This window comes from Brevundimonas sp. M20, assembly GCF_006547065.1.
Lineage (GTDB): Bacteria > Pseudomonadota > Alphaproteobacteria > Caulobacterales > Caulobacteraceae > Brevundimonas.
In genome coordinates, this window is sequence record NZ_CP041243.1 from 24,514 (window position 1) to 41,176 (window position 16,663).

18 protein-coding genes are annotated in these 16,663 nt (G+C 67.4%); 8 read left to right on the forward strand and 10 right to left on the reverse strand.

The window, feature by feature from the left end; translation table 11 throughout:
* Positions 1 to 136: 136 nt before the first annotated feature.
* Together FKQ52_RS00115 and xth are read left to right on the forward strand one after the other, a co-directional pair.
* Positions 137 to 769 (forward strand): outer membrane lipoprotein carrier protein LolA, encoded by a 633-nt coding sequence (locus FKQ52_RS00115; protein WP_141625288.1) that lies wholly within the window; start codon positions 137 to 139, stop codon positions 767 to 769.
* A 413-nt stretch (positions 770 to 1,182) separates the two neighbouring features.
* Positions 1,183 to 1,977 (forward strand): exodeoxyribonuclease III, encoded by a 795-nt coding sequence (xth, locus tag FKQ52_RS00120; protein WP_141625289.1) that lies wholly within the window; start codon positions 1,183 to 1,185, stop codon positions 1,975 to 1,977.
* Here the strand turns inward: xth and FKQ52_RS00125 are convergent.
* Positions 1,974 to 2,918: a LysR family transcriptional regulator gene (locus FKQ52_RS00125; protein ID WP_240811689.1), complete on the reverse strand. Its 945-nt coding sequence runs from the start codon at positions 2,916 to 2,918 to the stop codon at positions 1,974 to 1,976. The two genes, xth and FKQ52_RS00125, sit on opposite strands and share 4 nt — an antisense overlap.
* A gap of 37 nt (positions 2,919 to 2,955) precedes the next feature.
* On the opposite strand from FKQ52_RS00125, the gene FKQ52_RS00130 reads away from it, so the two are divergent.
* Entirely contained in the window at positions 2,956 to 4,149 is a 1,194-nt protein-coding gene (locus tag FKQ52_RS00130) for an MFS transporter (RefSeq protein WP_141625291.1), read from the forward strand.
* On the opposite strand, the gene FKQ52_RS00135 is transcribed toward FKQ52_RS00130, so the two are convergent.
* Both FKQ52_RS00135 and FKQ52_RS00140 read right to left on the reverse strand, forming a co-directional pair.
* The gene (locus FKQ52_RS00135) at positions 4,140 to 4,826 is read right to left on the reverse strand and encodes a response regulator transcription factor (RefSeq protein WP_141625292.1); all 687 of its coding nucleotides are present in this window, start codon (positions 4,824 to 4,826) and stop codon (positions 4,140 to 4,142) included. The two genes, FKQ52_RS00130 and FKQ52_RS00135, sit on opposite strands and share 10 nt — an antisense overlap.
* Positions 4,827 to 4,889: 63 nt before the next feature.
* Positions 4,890 to 5,591: a YggS family pyridoxal phosphate-dependent enzyme gene (locus FKQ52_RS00140; protein WP_141625293.1), complete on the reverse strand. Its 702-nt coding sequence runs from the start codon at positions 5,589 to 5,591 to the stop codon at positions 4,890 to 4,892.
* Here FKQ52_RS00140 and FKQ52_RS00145 point away from each other — a divergent pair.
* Entirely contained in the window at positions 5,590 to 6,240 is a 651-nt protein-coding gene (locus tag FKQ52_RS00145; RefSeq protein WP_141625294.1) for a thiamine phosphate synthase, read from the forward strand. The genes FKQ52_RS00140 and FKQ52_RS00145 overlap by 2 nt on opposite strands.
* Here FKQ52_RS00145 and FKQ52_RS00150 read toward each other — a convergent pair whose 3' ends face one another.
* Entirely contained in the window at positions 6,241 to 6,636 is a 396-nt protein-coding gene (locus tag FKQ52_RS00150; protein ID WP_141625295.1) for an NtrZ family periplasmic regulatory protein, read from the reverse strand.
* A gap of 325 nt (positions 6,637 to 6,961) precedes the next feature.
* Between FKQ52_RS00150 and FKQ52_RS00155 the strand changes: the two genes are divergently transcribed.
* The 4 genes from FKQ52_RS00155 (at position 6,962) to holA (ending at position 11,623) form a co-directional block, all read left to right on the forward strand.
* A complete protein-coding gene (locus FKQ52_RS00155; RefSeq protein WP_141625296.1) occupies positions 6,962 to 7,420 on the forward strand; it encodes a DUF3576 domain-containing protein in 459 nt (152 codons plus the stop codon).
* 65 nt (positions 7,421 to 7,485) lie between these two features.
* Positions 7,486 to 10,089 carry a leucine--tRNA ligase gene (leuS, locus tag FKQ52_RS00160; protein ID WP_141625297.1) on the forward strand — a complete coding sequence of 868 codons (2,604 nt, stop codon included), beginning with the start codon at positions 7,486 to 7,488 and terminating at the stop codon, positions 10,087 to 10,089.
* Positions 10,086 to 10,574: an LPS assembly lipoprotein LptE gene (lptE, locus tag FKQ52_RS00165; RefSeq protein ID WP_141625298.1), complete on the forward strand. Its 489-nt coding sequence runs from the start codon at positions 10,086 to 10,088 to the stop codon at positions 10,572 to 10,574. The genes leuS and lptE overlap by 4 nt, the downstream gene beginning before the upstream one ends.
* Positions 10,571 to 11,623, forward strand: a complete 1,053-nt coding sequence (gene holA, locus FKQ52_RS00170) for a DNA polymerase III subunit delta (protein ID WP_141625299.1) — start codon at positions 10,571 to 10,573, stop codon at positions 11,621 to 11,623. The genes lptE and holA overlap by 4 nt, the downstream gene beginning before the upstream one ends.
* Here holA and FKQ52_RS00175 read toward each other — a convergent pair.
* Genes FKQ52_RS00175 through mnmG form a run of 6 tightly spaced genes read right to left on the reverse strand, consistent with a single transcriptional unit; the run spans position 11,620 to position 16,639 of the window.
* On the reverse strand, positions 11,620 to 11,808 hold the full coding sequence (locus FKQ52_RS00175) for a hypothetical protein (protein WP_141625300.1): 189 nt from the start codon (positions 11,806 to 11,808) through the stop codon (positions 11,620 to 11,622). The two genes, holA and FKQ52_RS00175, sit on opposite strands and share 4 nt — an antisense overlap.
* Positions 11,805 to 12,425 carry a class I SAM-dependent methyltransferase gene (locus FKQ52_RS00180; protein ID WP_141625301.1) on the reverse strand — a complete coding sequence of 207 codons (621 nt, stop codon included), beginning with the start codon at positions 12,423 to 12,425 and terminating at the stop codon, positions 11,805 to 11,807. The genes FKQ52_RS00175 and FKQ52_RS00180 overlap by 4 nt, the downstream gene beginning before the upstream one ends.
* Before the next feature lie 6 nt (positions 12,426 to 12,431).
* A complete protein-coding gene (locus tag FKQ52_RS00185) occupies positions 12,432 to 13,319 on the reverse strand; it encodes a ParB/RepB/Spo0J family partition protein (protein ID WP_168196751.1) in 888 nt (295 codons plus the stop codon).
* Positions 13,320 to 13,348: 29 nt separating this feature from the next.
* A complete protein-coding gene (locus FKQ52_RS00190; RefSeq protein ID WP_141625302.1) occupies positions 13,349 to 14,161 on the reverse strand; it encodes a ParA family protein in 813 nt (270 codons plus the stop codon).
* On the reverse strand, positions 14,145 to 14,717 hold the full coding sequence (gene rsmG / locus FKQ52_RS00195; RefSeq protein ID WP_141628163.1) for a 16S rRNA (guanine(527)-N(7))-methyltransferase RsmG: 573 nt from the start codon (positions 14,715 to 14,717) through the stop codon (positions 14,145 to 14,147). Before rsmG ends, FKQ52_RS00190 begins: the two co-directional genes overlap by 17 nt.
* A gap of 53 nt (positions 14,718 to 14,770) precedes the next feature.
* Entirely contained in the window at positions 14,771 to 16,639 is a 1,869-nt protein-coding gene (mnmG, locus tag FKQ52_RS00200; RefSeq protein ID WP_141625303.1) for a tRNA uridine-5-carboxymethylaminomethyl(34) synthesis enzyme MnmG, read from the reverse strand.
* Between the last annotated feature and the right edge of the window lie 24 nt (positions 16,640 to 16,663).

The window sequence follows — 16,663 nt, forward strand, 5'->3', positions numbered from 1 at the left end:
CCGCTGTTTTGCGATGTTCCGATGAACACCCCTTCATCGGAGCGCCGGAATATGGTCAGGCTTGGGTCACGCCCCTGACAGACACGACCTGCAAGACGGCATGATCGACAACCATCCCGAACGGGAGAGAAGCCTGATGACCGTCTCACGTCGCGCCTTCGCGCTTGGAACCGCCGCTGTCGCCGCCGTCGCGGCCCTGCCCGCCCATGCCCAGTCGAACCTGTCCGCAGAGGATCAGGCCACGCTGCGACGCGCCCAGACCTATCTTCAGGGCCTGACCTCGGCCCAGGGCACGTTCACCGAAACCTCCGGCCCCACCCAGCGCGCCGGTCGCTTCTACCTGCAACGCCCGGGCAAGATGCGGTTCGAGTACACCAACCCGGCCGGCCTTCTGGTCGTCTCGGACGGCTACAATGTGAAGCGCTACGACCCGCGCCTGAACAATTTCCAGCAGGTGCCGCTGGGCCAGACGCCGCTGTCGGCCTTCCTGTCGCGCAACGTCCGTCTGGATCAGGGCGTCCGGATTGACCGCGTCACCCGGATGCAGGGCGGCGCCTTCACCATCAATGCGCGGGACTCGCGCCGTCCGAACGACGGCCAGATTGTCTTGTCCTTCGGCGGCGCCCCGCTGCGCCTGCAGGAGTGGACGATCATCGATGCCCAGGGCGGACGCACCACGACGCGCCTGACCACCCTGCAACCGGCGTCGAACCTGGCCGCCAGCCTGTTCCAGCTGCGTGACCCGACCCGTCGCCCCGGCCGGAACTAGGACGCTCGCCAGCCACGCGAAGCGTGGCTGTAACGACACGAAAGCAGCCTGCCTTTCGACGGCTTGACATTTTCCGCCGAGAGTGGCCTTTTAGTCACAGATCGGCGGGAGTCGATCAACACCGCTACGGATATCATCCCCTTCCCGGCGGCGAGAGAGACGAACCTTCAGCGCCCGGTCGCCCCCGACCGGGCGCTTTTTTGTCAACTGTGGACCGTCGGCCCTTCCAGACCTCCCGACCCACCGCGGCTTTTTTTGTTGGGCCGCGGTCAGAAGGCTCCGCCTTCTCGACCCGACGCGGCCTGGCGCTTCGGGGGGGCTGGCCTGCCAACACCGGACCCGCGCTCAAGCAGTGAGCCGCCGCGCGGCGATCGATAGCGCGACAAGGCATCGAAGCTGCTAAGTCCCCTCCCATGCTTCGCATCGCCACCTGGAACATCAACTCGGTCCGCCTGCGCGTGGATCAGGTCGCCCGCTTCGTCGCCGAGGCGGCGCCGGATGTCCTGTGCCTGCAGGAGATCAAATGTCTGGAGGACCAGTTCCCCCGGGCCGCATTCGAGGCCATGGGCCTGCCGCACCTGAAGATCGGCGGCCAGAAGGGCTGGCACGGCGTGGCCATCGCCAGCCGCAAGCCGATCACCGAGGCGCCGAAACTCGACGTCTGCCGCGAAGGTCACGCCCGCTGTGTCGGCGTGATGGTCGACGGCGTCGAGATCCAGAACTTCTACATCCCCGCCGGCGGCGACATTCCCGACCGCACCCTGAACCCGAAATTTGACCACAAGCTGGACTTCTACGAGCGCCTGACCGCCGACATGGCCACCCGCGACCGCCGGCGCCCGCTGGTTCTGGCCGGTGACTTCAACATCGCGCCCGGCGAGAACGACGTCTGGAACCACCGCTATATGTCGAAGGTGGTCAGCCACACTCCCATCGAGGTCGAGACCCTGAAACGGCTTCAGGACGCGGGCGACTTCACCGACGTCCTGCGCGCCCAGATCCCCGAACCGACCAAGCTGGCCAGCTGGTGGAGCTATCGCGCCGCCGACTTCCGCAAGTCCAATCGCGGCCTGCGCCTGGACCACCTGTGGACCTCGCCCGGTCTGACCCCCGCCGTGACCGCAGGCTCCGCCCGAATCCACGACGACGTCCGCGCCTGGGAACAGCCCAGCGACCACGCGCCTGTGACCATGGATCTGGACGTCTAGGCGCGCACCTCTTCGGCCAGAAAATCGAGGAAGACCCGGACGCGCGAGGGCAGCCGTCCGCCGTGGCCGACATAGACGGCGCGGGTTTCCTCGATGTCGCCGGGATTGAACGGTTCGAGCACCTTCACCATTCGACCCGCTTCCAGATCACGCTGGATGTGGAACAGAGACAGCCGCGCGAGGCCCGCCCCCGCCAGCACCAGCGCCCGCGCCGTCTCCCCGTCCCCGGCGGTCGCCGGGCCATGGAGCGGCCGGGTGATCCTTTGTCCGTCCGCGCTCACGAAGGGCCAGCCGTCGATGTGTCGTGTGAAGTTGAAATCGATCAGGTCGTGATCGGCGAGATCGTCCAGCGTCTGCGGCGTGCCTCGCCGGGCCAGATAGTCCGGGCTGCCGACGATCATCATCGGCGTCTCGACCAGCTTCCGCGCCATCAGGGACGACGCCGCCATCGGCCCGACCCGGATCGCCACATCCGCGCGTTCGTCCATCAGGTTCACCACCTGATCGGTCAGCACCAGATCCAGCGTCACCTCCGGATACCGGGCCGCGAACTTCGGGACCAGCGGGATCAAACAGTGCAGGCCGAACGGTACGCTGGAATTCACCCGCACCCGCCCGCGCGGCGTGGCCGAGGCCGTCACCGACCGCTCAGCCTCATCGATATCGGCCAGCACCCGGACCGCCTGATCGTGGAACGCCTGCCCCTCGGGCGTCAGGGTCAGGCGGCGGGTCGAGCGATTGATCAGCCGCGCGCCCAGACGCGCCTCAAGCCGGGAAAGCAGCTTGCTGACTGCCGACGGGGTCATCCGCAACGACCGCGCCGCCGCCGACAGGCCGCCCGCGGCGACCACGCGCACGAACACCTCCATCTCACCCGAGCGGTTCAGGTCCAGTCGCGCCATCGTTGACTTGATCTCACAGATGAAGGTCTTTGATGACATCTAGTGCGAATGACGGCGCTCCGCCATCTGGCCCGTCATGACCAGCGCACCCTCCCGCACCCCGCTCGCCCTCTATGCCCTGACCGTCGGCGCCTTCGGCATCGGCGTCACCGAGTTCGTCATCATGGGCCTGCTGTTGCAGGTTTCCGGCGATCTGGGCGTCTCAGTCCCCGCCGCCGGCCTGCTGATGACCGGCTACGCGCTGGGCGTCTTCGTCGGTGCACCGCTTCTGACCATCGCCACCCGCACCCTGCCGAAGAAGACGACCCTTCTCGTCCTCATGGCCATCTTCACCCTCGGCAACCTCGCCTGTGCGCTGGCCCCCACCTATGAGCTGCTGATGGCGGCCCGCATCCTGACGGCGCTGGCCCACGGCACCTTCTTCGGCGTCGGAGCGGTGGTCGCCACCGGCCTTGTCGCGCCCGAGAAGAAGGCCTCGGCTATCGCCATCATGTTCACCGGCCTGACGTTGGCGACCCTGATGGGCGTCCCCTTCGGCGCCTGGCTGGGCCTGCATTTCGGCTGGCGCTCGACCTTCTGGGCGGTGACGGGCATGGGCCTTCTGGCCCTGCTGGTTCTCGCGCTGGCCGTACCCGCGGTGAAATCGACCGAGCCTCTGGGCCGCCTGCGCGACGAGTTCGCCGTGCTGAAACGCCCGCAGGTCCTGCTGGGTCTGGCCATGACGGTGCTGGGCTTCGGCGGCGTCTTCGCCATCTTCACCTACATCCAGCCGATCCTGACCGGGGTCTCCGGCTGGTCCGAGGCCGCCGTCTCGCCGATCCTTCTGGTCTTCGGCGCCGGTCTGGTCGGCGGCAACCTTCTGGGCGGCAAACTGGCCGACAAACGTCTGGCCCCGGCCCTGCTGGGCACGCTTCTCGCCCTGACGGTGGTGATGTTCGCCTCGGGCTGGGCCTTCCATGACCGCTATGCGGCCGTCGCTGCGGCCTTCCTGCTCGGCGCCGCCGCCTTCGCCACCGTCGCCCCGCTGCAGATGCGGGTGCTGCAACAGGCGGGCGGCGCGGGTCAGGGTCTGGCCTCCAGCCTGAACATCGCCGCCTTCAACCTGGGCAACGCCTTCGGCGCCTGGCTGGGCGGCGCGGTGATCGCGGGCATCGGCATCAGCGCCGTGCCGATGATCTCGGCCGCCGTTCCTCTGGCCGCGCTCGTCCTGGCGGTCCTCAGTCTGTCGATGGAGAAGAAGGCCTCAGCCGAGGCCCTGCCTCAGGGCTGAAGCCGGTACCCGCCCGCGTCGGTCAGGAGCAGGCGCGCCTGACCGGGCTCGGGCTCGATCTTCTGGCGCAGGCGATAGATGTGGGTTTCCAGCGTGTGGGTGGTGACCCCCGCGTTGTAGCCCCACACCTCGGTCAGCAGCTCCTCGCGCGACACGGCCTTGGCCCCGGCGCGATAGAGGTACTTCAGGATGTTGGTCTCTTTTTCCGTCAGCCGGACCTTCTTGCCCTTGTCGTCGACCAGCACCTTGGAGGCCGGGCGGAATTCATAGGGGCCGATGCGGAAGACGGCGTCTTCCGACTGTTCGTGGCTGCGCAGATGGGCGCGGATGCGCGCCAGCAGGACCGCGAAGCGGAAGGGCTTGGTCACATAGTCGTTGGCCCCGGCTTCCAGCCCCAGCACCGTGTCGGAATCCGACGACTGGGCGGTCAGCATGATGATCGGAGTGGAGACGCCGTCCTTGCGCAGCAGGCGGCAGGCCTCGCGCCCGTCCATGTCGGGCAGGTCGACGTCGAGCAGGATCAGATCGGCGCGAACCTCACGCCCCATCTTCACGCCTTCCGTGGCGGTCGAGGCCTGAACGGGGCGGAAGGCCTCATGCAGGGCCAACTGCTCCGCCAGCGCCTCGCGCAGGTCGTCGTCGTCGTCGATGATCAGGATCGTCTTGGGCGTCGGCATGGGTGCAACAATGGAGAGAGCCGGTCCAAACGCCAAGGGCGCCGGTCCGTTGCGAGGTGTTTTTCAGTCCTTGGGGTGAATTTCAGCGGGTTTCCGGTCTCCGAACAGGGCCGATCCGACCCGCACATGGGTCGCGCCGAAGCGGATCGCGATCTCATAGTCGCCGCTCATGCCCATCGACAGCACCGTCAGCCCGTTCCGGCGGGCGATCTTGCGCAACAGGGCGAAATGCAGACCCGGCGCCTCATCCGCGGGCGGGATGCACATCAGGCCCTCGACCGTCAGACCCACGGCGCGCGCCTGTGCGATCAAGGCGTCCGCCTCTTCGGGCAGAACGCCGGCCTTCTGCGGTTCCGCTCCTGTGTTCACCTGAACCAGAACCCGAAGGTCCCGAGCGGTCTTCACCGCCTCGGTGGCCAACACCTCGACCAGCTTCGGACGGTCCACCGTCTCGATCACATCGAACAGGGCCACGGCGTCGGCGACCTTGTTGGTCTGCAAAGGTCCGATCAGGCGCAGCTCCAGCCCCGGCGTCCCGCGACGCGAGGTCCAGTGCGACCGCGCCTCCTGGACCCGGTTCTCGCCGAACACCCGCTGGTCGGCGGCCAGGGCCGCATCCAGCGCCTCGTCCGGCTGGGTCTTGGTCACGGCGACCAGCGTCACCTCCGCCGCATCCCGCCCGGCGATGCGGCAGGCCCGGGCGATCTTGCGACGCACCGTCTCGAAGCTGGACGTGATGAGGAGATCGGGGGAAGAGGAGGTCATGGACCGGTCGGATGCGGATACCCTGTGGCGGATCGCCGGCTGTCTAGCCCGTGACGCGGCCAAAGTCAGCCGGGCGACCGGCGCGCCGCGCCTCAATCTGCCGCCCCTGCTGTTTTTCACCGACCCGGAACGGACGCCCAAGCCCTGGCGCGTGGCCGAGCGTCTGCCGGTCGGATCGGGCGTGGTCTTCCGTCATTTCGGCGCGCCCGACGCGCTCCAGACCGCCCAAAGACTGCGTGACGCCACCCGCAGGCGCGACGGCCTGCTTCTGATCGGGCGGGATGCGGAACTGGCGGAAGCGGTCGCGGCGGACGGCGTTCACCTGCCCGAGGCCCTGATCGCGCGTGCCCCGGACCTCGCCGCCGCCCATCCGGGCTGGACGCTTACCGCCGCCTTCCACGCCCTGACGCCCCTGCCCGACCTGACCGGTCTGGACGCCCTTGTCGTCTCGCCGGTCTTTCCGGCGGGCGGGGCTTCGGGCGAAAAACCGCCTCTGGGCCTCGACCGGCTGACCGTCATCACCCGGACCAGCCTGCTTCCGATCTACGCCCTCGGCGGGATCGACGCGTCGAACGCCCCGGACCTCATCGGCTCGGGCGCGTGCGGAATAGCGGCGGTGGGATCGCTGCAGGCGGCCTTCGGGGCCTGATCAGAAGCGGAAGATCGATTCCAGACGGAAGCGCGCGGCCGGACGCTCACCTTGCGGCGCACGGGCGGGATCACGTTCCTGTTCGGCCAGTCCGGCTGAGGCGCCGACCCGCAAACGCGGGTTGACGCTGTAGTAGGCGCCGGCCTCGACGTCGCCGAGATTGTTCTCGCGACCGACGGGCTGGTTCAGGTTCAGGTCGAGGCCCCAGCGCCCGCGTTCGGTGAAGCGCAGACGACTTTGGCCCGCCGGCGCACTGGAGCGGGCGGCGTTGGCTTCGTTCAGGCTGACGGCGGGAGCGCGCGAACGCGACTGGGCGGTCTGGGCCGACGCGACGTCGGCGACAGCGACGAGGGCAAGCCCCGCGACCAGTCCAGCGATGACGGCGCTCTTGCGCATGTCCTGCCCTTTCGTCGCGCCGGGCGTCCCGACGCGATCCATTGAACCCAAGTAAACCTTGCGCCCAAGTCCGGTCAACGGAACGGCGACGCTGAAGCTCTGTTCCTCGCGACTCGGGAAGACTCCTGTGGCGCGAGCGTCACGGCCCTTACAGCCCCTGGGCGCCGGTTCGACACGAAGTGGCGCCGTATCCAACGTCTTCGCCTTGTCATCGCCCCTTTTGACCGTGTTATAGAGCCTCGCTTCGGTTCCGACCCGCGTTCGGGCGGTCCGGCGCGCGCGCCGGAAAGTCTGGCGTGCGTCCCGTTCGAATGGAGAACTCTCTATGGTGCTGGTTCGCGGCGCAGCGGTCGCCCTGATCGCTTCCGGTCTGATGCTCGGCGCGTGCAGCTCGCTTCCGAGACTGCCGGGCACCGCCCCGTCCGAAGGCTCCGCCACGGCTCGCACCGCCGCCCAGACGGGCATCGGCGTGAACGCCTATCTGTGGCGCGCCACCCTGGACACCTTCGCCTTCATGCCGCTGGCCAACGCCGATCCGTGGGGCGGGGTGATCAACTACGACTGGTTCACTGATCCGCAGACCCCGAACGAGCGCTTCAAGGCGACCGTCTTCATTCTTGACACCCGCCTTCGCGCCGACGCCCTGAACGTGACCATCACCAAGGAAGTCCGCGGCGCGGACGGCCAGTGGGTCAGCGCTCCGGTCGCCGCCCAGACGGAAACCGATCTGGAAAACGCGATTCTGACCAAGGCGCGTCAGCTCAATCTGCAGAACGCCGGCTAAGCCTCTTTTTACGACCACAGCCTCCTTCAGGCGCGCCCTCAAGGAGCGATGCCTGAAGGATTCCCGTGGCCCGCTACGAGCCCAAGACCGCCGAACCCCGCCAACAGGCCCGCTGGGCGGCCGCTGACGCCTTCCGCACGCCGACCGAAGGCACGGGAAAGCCGAAATACTACGTGCTGGAGATGTTCCCCTATCCGTCGGGCAACATCCATATGGGCCACGCCCGCAACTACGTCATGGGCGACGTGGTGGCCCGTTCCAAGCGCGCTCAAGGCTTTGACGTCCTGCATCCGATGGGCTGGGACGCCTTCGGCCTGCCCGCCGAGAACGCCGCCATCGAGCGCGGCATCCATCCCGGCGACTGGACCTGGTCCAACATCGCCAACATGCGCGACCAGCTGAAGCTGCTGGGCCTGTCGCTCGACTGGAGCCGCGAGTTCGCCACCTGCGACCCGGCCTACTACGGCAAGCAGCAGGCGTGGTTCCTGGAGCTGTTCAAGCGCGGCCTCGTCTATCGCAAGGACTCGGTCGTCAACTGGGATCCGGTCGACAACACCGTTCTGGCCAATGAGCAGGTCGTGGACGGCCGCGGCTGGCGCTCGGGCGCACCTGTCGAGAAGCGCAAGCTGAACCAGTGGTTCCTGCGCATCACCGACTACGCGGACGACCTGATCGAGGGCCTGAAAGAGCTGGAAGGCCGCTGGCCCGAGAAGGTTCGCCTGATGCAGGAGAACTGGATCGGCAAGAGCCGGGGCGCGACCCTGTGGTGGAACATCGTCGAGGCGCCGGCCTTCCTGCCCGCCTCGCCGGAAGGCGAACCCAACCACGCCCGCGATCCGATCGAGGTCTACACCACCCGCCCCGATACCCTGTTCGGAGCGAGCTTCCTCGCCCTGTCGGCTGACCATCCGCTGACCAGGGCCATCGCGGAACACCGGCCGGAGGTTCAGGCCTTCATCGAGACCTGCGCCCGCTCGGGCACCAGCGAGGCCGATATCGAGAAGGCCGAGAAGCTGGGCGTCGATCTGGGAATCCGGGTCCAGCACCCGTTCGACCCGGAACGCACCGTGCCGGTCTGGGCCGCCAACTTCGTCCTGTTGACCTACGGCTCGGGCGCCATTTTCGGCTGCCCGGCCCACGACCAGCGCGACTTTGAATTCGCCACCAAATACAGCCTGCCCATCGTCCCGGTCGTGAGACCCGAAGGCGCGGGTGACGACTTCACCGTCGGCGACGAGGCCTATACCGGTCCGGGCGCCATCTTCCATTCGGACTTCCTGAACGGCTTGGACGTCGAGGCCGCCAAGGCCGAGGCCATCACCCGTCTGGAAGCCGCGGGTCAGGGCAAGGGCGCGACCATCTATCGCCTGCGCGACTGGGGCATCAGCCGCCAGCGCTACTGGGGATGTCCCATCCCCGTGATACACTGCGACCGCTGTGGCGCGGTCCCGGCCGCCGAGCTTCCGGTCGAACTGCCGAAGGATGTGACCTTCGACACCCCCGGCAATCCGCTGGATCGTCACCCGACCTGGAAACACGTCAAATGCCCGTCGTGTCACGGTGATGCGACCCGCGAAACCGACACCCTGGATACCTTCGTGGACTCCAGCTGGTATTTCGCACGCTTCACCGATCCGACCGCGGCCGAACCGATCTCGCAGAGCGCGGCCGACCACTGGCTGCCCGTGGATCAGTACATCGGCGGCGTCGAGCACGCGGTCCTGCACCTGCTCTACGCCCGCTTCATCAGCCGCGCCCTGTCGGACGCGGGCCTGATGACGGTCAAGGAGCCCTTCGCCGGCCTGTTCACCCAGGGGATGGTGGTCCACGAGACCTATTCCGACGGCGTGGACGGTGTCGGGAAGCCGCTCTGGGTCGAGCCCACCGATGTTCATATCGAGACCGTGGACGGCAAACGCGTCGCCACCCGACTGTCGAACGGCGCCGTCCTGACCATCGGCGACATCGAGAAGATGTCCAAGTCGAAGAAGAACGTCGTCGCCCCGCAGGAGATCGTCGACACCTACGGCGTGGACGCCGGTCGTCTGTTCGTCCTGTCGGACAGCCCGCCCGAGCGGGACGTGCAATGGACGCCCGGCGGCGTCGAGGGCGCCAGCCGTTTCGTCCAGCGCGTCTGGGCCGAGGTCGACGGCTATGACCCCGCCTTCGCCGGAGAGGCCGACGCCAACGCGTCCCTGCTGCGTGAGACTCACAAGGCCATCAAGGCGGTCAGCGAGGGCATCACCGGCTTCCGCTTCAACTCGGCCATCGCCAAGCTCTATGCCTTCGTCGCCACCGTGCGGGACCACCCAAAGGCCGGCGGCGACGCCCGGCGTCAGGCCCTGTCGGCCCTGCTGCGTCTGGTCGCGCCCTTCACGCCGCACCTGGCCGAGGAAGGCTGGACGCGGCTGGGCGAAGAGGGGATGATCCTGAACGCGCCCTGGCCGGAGTATGATCCGGCGCTGGCGGCTGACGACGAGGTCATTCTGCCCATCCAGGTCAACGGCAAGCGTCGCGGCGAGATCCGCGTCGCCCGGGGTCTGGAGCCGGCGGAAGTCGAAGCCCTCGTCCTGGCCGATCCGGACGTTCAGGCGCGGCTGGAGGGTCTGACGGTGAAGAAGATCGTCGTGGTCAAGGACCGCATCGTCAACGTCGTGGTGGCCGGATGAGAGCCCGTCTCCTCGCCCTCGCGCTCGGCCTTGTCTCGCTGACGGGACTGTCCGCCTGCGGCTTCACCCCGCTGTACGCCAGCGGGGCCGCGGGAACGTCCCTGTCGCGCATCGCCGTGACCACACAGGACGATCGCCTCGGCTATCGGGTCCGCGAGCAGCTTGAGGATGCGCTGGGCCGTGACGGCTCGCAGCCGCCCCTGTGGCGTCTGGAGACCGCGATCGTGCAGTCGCGCCGTCCTCTAGGTCGCCGGATCGACGACACCGCCACCCGGTACGAGCTGACCGTGCGCGGCAGCTGGACCCTGACCCCGACCACGGGCGGCGATCCCGTCACCGGCGTCGAGACCGTCACCACCACCTATGCCGCCGCTGACCAGCCCTACGCCGCCATCGCCGCCCAGCAGGACGGTGAGGAACGCGCCGCGGCCGAACTGGCGCGGCTGATCCGTCTCGAGCTCCTCCGGACCCTGTCCAACCCGTGATTCTGGCGAAACGGCCCGAGGTCGACCGCTTTCTCAGGGCCCCGGACAGGGGCGTCCGGGCCGCCGTGATCCACGGCAAGGACCGTTCCGGCGTCGCTGAGCGGGCCGAGATTTTGTGCAAGACGATCACCCCGGACCTGAACGACCCGTTCAACGTCACGCTTCTGACCGACAGCGACATCGACGGTGACGAAACGAAGCTGGATGAGGCCCTGACCGCGCTCAGTATGATCGGCGGCCGTCGTCTGGTGCGCGTGCGCCTGTCGAACGAGAAGGCGTCCATCGACAAGATGCTCGCCGCGGCGCTCAAGAGCCACGCCGCCGGTGACTTCAACCCCGACTGTATGCTGGTCATCGAGGCCGGGGCGCTGGGGCGGGACTCCGCCCTGCGCAAGGCCGCCGAGGCCGACAAGGCCGCCGTCGGCATCGCCTGCTATGAGGACGAGACGGGCGACGTGGCCCGCATGACGCGCGAGGCCTTGGCCGGAGACAAGGTCGGGCTGACGCAGGACGCCCTGGATCGCTTCGTCTCCCGCCTGCCCCGCGAGCGCGGTCTGATGCGACAGGAGATCGAGCGCCTGATCCTCTACATCGGCCCGGGCAGCGGCCGGACCATCGACGCGGCCGAGCTGGAGCTGCATCTGGGCGTCGAGCCTGACGCCTCCCTTCAGGACGCCGCCCTTCAGGCCTTCGGCGGTCGTCCCGGTCCCGCACAGTCCGGCCTTCGCCGCGCGTTCGCCGAGGGCGAAAGCCCTGTCATGGCCGTGAGACAAGCCTCGATTCATCTCGGGAAACTGAGGCGGATCAACATCCTGCAAGGCAACGGAGCCAACGCCAAGGAGGCCGCCAAGGCTGCCGGTGTGTTCTGGAAGCAGGAGGCGGAGATGCTCCGTCAGGCGCGCAGCTGGCGTCTGGAGGACCTCGACAAGGTTCTGGACAGCGTCAACGCCGCCGACATTGCTACCAAGACCACGGGCTCTCCGGACCAGCTGATCGCGGAGCGTCTGTTGCTCGAGATTTCCGCCCGGGCGCGTCGTCTGGGGCTCTAGCCCCGCTTGGACGCCCTGCGGAACGCCGGCTTGTTGGCCGAGGCGCTCTGGTGCGCGCTGAGCTTTTCGGCGTGCTGGGCGGGCTTGAAACCGCCGCTGGCGGACGGCTTTCCGCCCCCAGCCTTCTTGGCGGCCAGCGCCTTCTTCATCGCTTCAGCGGTCGGATTGCTCGGCTTGTCGGTCATTCGTCCATCCTGCCACCGGCGCGCCGGGCAAGCCAGACATTGGCGCCGCCGCAATCCGGATCATTCTCGACCTGGGCCAGAACCTCGAAACCGATCGCCTCCAGCCCGGTGCGGTACGCCGCCGTCGACAGACTGCCGTGGTACAGCGGCTCTCCGCGCCACTCACCGACGGTGTCACCCTCCTCCGTCCCGCTGGTGAACATCAGGACGCCGCCCGGCTTCAGATGCCGGGCATAGACCCAGAACATCTCGCGCTGGGCCTCCGGGTCGAGGTGGAAGACGCTGTGCCAGGCGATCAGGCCGTCAAATCGACGCCCCAGAGCCAGACCGCGCATGTCCGCGACGATCCAGTCCTGCTCCGGGAAGCGCCGACGGCAAAGGTCGATCAGGCCCGGCGCCGCATCCACGCCCGTCACCCTCAGATTCTGCTCGATCAGATAGCGGGCGATGGGCTCGCCAGAGCCACAGCCGAGATCGAGAATATGTCCCCCGATCGGGATACGATCCAGAAACCGGTCGAGCCACGGCTTTTCGAACAGGGACCGGCCCCGATCCGCATCCCAGTCCGCGGCCCGGCGGCTGTAGAGATCAACGACCTCGTCCGCCGGCCCCGGCATAGCCGCTCAGCCTCGCATCAGACGGCGGCAAAGGTCATCCAGCTGCTCCAGCGTACCGTAGCGGATGCTGATCTCGCCCTTGCCGCCCTTGTCGGACAGCTGGACCTTCAGGCCCAGGGCGTCGGCCAGATCCTGCTCCAGCGCCGCCACGTCGGCCGAGCCTTCGCCATCGGCGCGCGGCGCACCGGCGTTTCCGGGCTTGGGCCCTTCGGCTGACCGGCGGGCCAGGGCTTCGGCCTGACGCACGTTCAGCCCCTCGCGCACGATCTTGTCCGCCAGATCACCCGCATCGACGGTGTTGATCAAGGCGCGGGCGTGGCCGGCGCTCATCCGGCCGTCGCGCACATAGTCCAGCACCTCGTCCGGCAGCTGCAGCAGGCGCAGGGTGTTGGCCACATGGCTGCGGCTCTTGCCGACGATGCCCGCGACCGCATCCTGCGTCCGGCCAAACCGGTTCATCAACTGCCGATAGGCATCGGCTTCTTCCAGCGGGTTGAGGTCCGCGCGCTGGACGTTCTCGATGATGGCGACCTCGAACACCTCGACGTCGTCCATTTCACGAACAACGACCGGCACCTGGGTCAGGCGGGCCATCTGCGACGCCCGCCAGCGGCGTTCACCGGCGATGATCTGCCAGACGCCGTCCTCACCGGGCTGCGAGCGCACGAGGATCGGCTGCAGAACGCCCTTGTCGCGGATCGAGGCGGACAGTTCCTCAAGGATTTCCGGGGTGAAGATCTTGCGCGGTTGATCCGGGTTAGGCTTCAGGCTCTCGATCGGCACGATCCGCACGCCCGCGGGCGCCGGAGAACCGTCGACCGGGACGGCTTCCGCCGCCTGTTCGCCCAGAAGGGCTGACAATCCCCGGCCGAGGCCGCGCTGACGTTCGCTCAAGATACGGATTCCGTTCTTCTAATCATTGATCAGGCGGCCTGCTTCAGGCGTTTGCGCTCGCGCGCCACCACCTCACGCGCCAGCTTGAGATAGGCCTGGCTGCCCGCGCATTTGAGATCGTAAATCAGCGCCGGCTTGCCGAACGACGGCGCTTCGGCCACGCGCACATTGCGCGGAATGACACTGTCATAGACCTTGTCGCCGAAGTGATTGCGCACATCGTTGGCCACCTGCCCCGACAGGGCGCTGCGGCGGTCATACATGGTCAGGACCAGCCCCTGGATTTCCAGCGCCGGATTCAGGCTCTGGCGCACCATCTCGACGGTCTTCATCAGCTGGGTCAGTCCCTCCAGCGCGAAGAACTCGCACTGCAGCGGCACCAGGACGGCGTCGGCGGCGGCCATGGCGTTCAAAGTCAGCAGGTTCAGCGACGGCGGACAGTCGATCAGGACATAGTCATACCGGGTCTGGCCATCCCGGCCCTGCGCCGCCAGGGCGTCACGCAGGCGGAAGGACCGGCGATCCGCCTGCCCCAGCTCGATTTCCACGCCCGACATGTCGGCGTCTGCCGGAATGATGAAGAGACCGGGCACGGTCGTCTGCACTGCGGCGTCATCGACTGAGCGGCCGTCCACCACCACGTCGTAGATGGTCACTCGCCGTGTTTCACGTGGAACACCCAGACCCGTCGAGGCATTGCCCTGCGGGTCCATGTCGACGATCAGCACCTTCTCGCCGATGGCGGCCAGAGCGGTGCCGAGGTTGATCGCGGTGGTCGTCTTTCCCACCCCGCCCTTCTGGTTCGAAACGGCGAGGACGCGGGTCTTACCAGTTTTTGACACGGCTGATGCCCCGGACAGATACGATACGGCCGCGCGGGTCACTGCGCGAGACGGAGAGGTCACTTTTGAATTGCCAGACCTTGCGAGCCTCCGCCACCTCAACCTCGGCCTTTTCGCCCTTCAGGAACAATCCCTGGGCGCCGCGCTGTAGATAAGGCTGTGCATAGCCCAACAGCTTCTCCATCGGCGCCACCGCGCGCGCGGTGACGACATTTACGGTAACCACATTGTCCTCGGCGCGGCCGTTGATGACGGTCGCGCGCAGGGACAGGGCGTCGACCACCTCCTGCAGGAACCGGCACCGCTTGCCGAGACTATCGATCAGCCAGACGTGGCTCTTCGGGTCGGTCTTCAGCATGATGGCCAGAACCACGCCCGGGAAGCCCGCCCCCGCGCCGAGGTCGGCCCAGCTTTTCGCGCCCGGGGCCAGATCCAGCAACTGAGCCGAGTCCCGGAAATGGCGGCTCCAGACGTCCGGCAGGGTGTCCGGCCCGATCAGATTCATCACCGCATTGGCTTCAGTCAGACGAACGACAAAGCGTTCCAGATCGCCCATCTGCGCCGGCGTGGCGTTGAACTCCGCCTGGAAGGCGGCCGCATCATAGGTACTCACGCATCAGCCTCCAAAGGCCGTGGCGCCTTCTTCACATGCGACAACAGGGCGGTCAGGGCGCCGGGCGTCATGCCCTCGATCCGCCCGGCCTGTCCGAGGGTGCGGGGCTGAACGCGGCTCAGCTTCTCCTTCACCTCATTCGACAGGCTGCCGATAGCCGCATAGTCGAGGTCGACCGGCAGGGCGAGCGCCTCTTCCCGACGCAGGGCCTCGGCATCGGCCGCCTGACGATCCAGATAACCGGCATAGCCTGCGTCGATGGTGATCTGCTCGCGAACCTGCGCCGACCAGCCCGCGATCTGCGGACAGACCGGCAGGAAGGTGTCGAGCGTCACACCGGGGAAGGGCAGCAGATCGCGGATCGAGCGACGCTGACCATCGGCGTTGACGCGGATTCCGAGCGCCCCCGCCTCCTTGGGCGTAAACAGCGTTTCACGTGAAACAGCGGTCGCCGCCGACAGTTCAGCGGCCTTCAGCGCGAAAGACTCCGCGCGACTGGAACCGACGACGCCCGCCTCGACACCCAGTGGGGTCAATCGTTGATCTGCGTTATCGGCGCGCAGGGTCAGCCGGTACTCGGCCCGGCTGGTGAACATCCGGTAGGGCTCGGTCACACCCTTGGTGACCAGATCATCGATCATCACGCCGATATAGGCCTGATCCCGACCGAGAATGATCGGGGCCTTTCCGGCGGACGCGCGCGCGGCGTTCAGCCCCGCCATCAACCCTTGAGCGCCCGCCTCCTCATAGCCGGTCGTGCCGTTGATCTGGCCAGCCAGATAAAGGCCGGGCCGCTTCTTCACTTCCAGAGCAGGGCTCAGTTCACGTGGATCAACGTAGTCGTATTCGATGGCATAGCCGAAGCGGAACACCTCGACCTGCTCCAAACCCGGGATGGTCCGCAGGAAGGCCAGCTGGGTCGAGTCGGACACCGAGGTCGAAATGCCGTTTGGATAGACCGTCGGATCATCCAGACCCTCGGGCTCGAGGAAGATCTGGTGCGAGGTCTTGTCGGCGAACCGCACCACCTTGTCCTCGATGGACGGGCAATAGCGCGGACCCCGGCCGGACAGGTGGCCGCCATAGACCGCGCTCTCGCCCAGGTTCTCGGCGATGATCCGGTGCGTCTCTTCCGTGGTGTGGGTCACGCCACAGGTGATCTGGGGCACGTCGATACGTTTGGTCAGGAAGCTGAACGGCACGGGCTGTTCATCCGCCGCCTGATGCTCCAGCCGATCCCAGGCGATGGTCCGGCCATCGAGACGCGCGGGGGTGCCGGTCTTCAGCCGCCCCATCTGGAGGCCCGCGCCATAGAGGTCCGCGGCCAGACCGGTCGAGGGGGCCTCGCCATGGCGACCGGCGGGTGTGCGTTCGTCGCCCTTGTGAATGACCCCGTTCAGGAAGGTGCCGGTCGTCAGCACAACCGCGCCCGCCGACAGGTGCTCATCACTGTCAGTGATCACGCCGACCACCCGGTCGCCGTCCATGATCAGACCCTCGGCCGTCCCGGCCATCAGCTCGAGGTTCGGGGTCTGCGCCAGCTCGGCCTGCATGGCCTCGCGGTACAGGCGTCTGTCGATCTGACTGCGCGGGCCCTGCACCGCGGCGCCCTTGGAGCGGTTCAGCAGCCGGAACTGGATGCCGGACACATCGCCCAGCCGACCCATGACGCCGTCCAGGGCATCGATCTCGCGCACCAGATGGCCCTTGCCCAGACCGCCGATGGCCGGGTTGCAGGACATCTCGCCGATGGTCTCGAGCTTCTGGGTCAGCAACAGGGTGCGCGCGCCGGTCCGCGCCGACGCGGCCGCCGCCTCACACCCGGCGTGCCCGCCGCCGATGACAATGACATCAAAGGATTTCATCGCCGGGAGATAGTCTAAACCGGG

Bases quoted from the DNA above. Each gene is read 5' to 3' on its own strand.
- FKQ52_RS00115 (WP_141625288.1), top strand. From the start codon at position 137: ATGACCGTCTCACGTCGCGCCTTCGCGCTTGGAACCGCCGCTGTCGCC.
- xth (WP_141625289.1), top strand. From the start codon at position 1,183: ATGCTTCGCATCGCCACCTGGAACATCAACTCGGTCCGCCTGCGCGTG.
- FKQ52_RS00125 (WP_240811689.1), bottom strand. From the start codon at position 2,918: ATGTCATCAAAGACCTTCATCTGTGAGATCAAGTCAACGATGGCGCGA.
- FKQ52_RS00130 (WP_141625291.1), top strand. From the start codon at position 2,956: ATGACCAGCGCACCCTCCCGCACCCCGCTCGCCCTCTATGCCCTGACC.
- FKQ52_RS00135 (WP_141625292.1), bottom strand. From the start codon at position 4,826: ATGCCGACGCCCAAGACGATCCTGATCATCGACGACGACGACGACCTG.
- FKQ52_RS00145 (WP_141625294.1), top strand. From the start codon at position 5,590: ATGGACCGGTCGGATGCGGATACCCTGTGGCGGATCGCCGGCTGTCTA.
- FKQ52_RS00140 (WP_141625293.1), bottom strand. From the start codon at position 5,591: ATGACCTCCTCTTCCCCCGATCTCCTCATCACGTCCAGCTTCGAGACG.
- FKQ52_RS00150 (WP_141625295.1), bottom strand. From the start codon at position 6,636: ATGCGCAAGAGCGCCGTCATCGCTGGACTGGTCGCGGGGCTTGCCCTC.
- FKQ52_RS00155 (WP_141625296.1), top strand. From the start codon at position 6,962: ATGGTGCTGGTTCGCGGCGCAGCGGTCGCCCTGATCGCTTCCGGTCTG.
- lptE (WP_141625298.1), top strand. From the start codon at position 10,086: ATGAGAGCCCGTCTCCTCGCCCTCGCGCTCGGCCTTGTCTCGCTGACG.
- FKQ52_RS00175 (WP_141625300.1), bottom strand. From the start codon at position 11,808: ATGACCGACAAGCCGAGCAATCCGACCGCTGAAGCGATGAAGAAGGCG.
- FKQ52_RS00180 (WP_141625301.1), bottom strand. From the start codon at position 12,425: ATGCCGGGGCCGGCGGACGAGGTCGTTGATCTCTACAGCCGCCGGGCC.
- rsmG (WP_141628163.1), bottom strand. From the start codon at position 14,717: ATGGGCGATCTGGAACGCTTTGTCGTTCGTCTGACTGAAGCCAATGCG.
- mnmG (WP_141625303.1), bottom strand. From the start codon at position 16,639: ATGAAATCCTTTGATGTCATTGTCATCGGCGGCGGGCACGCCGGGTGT.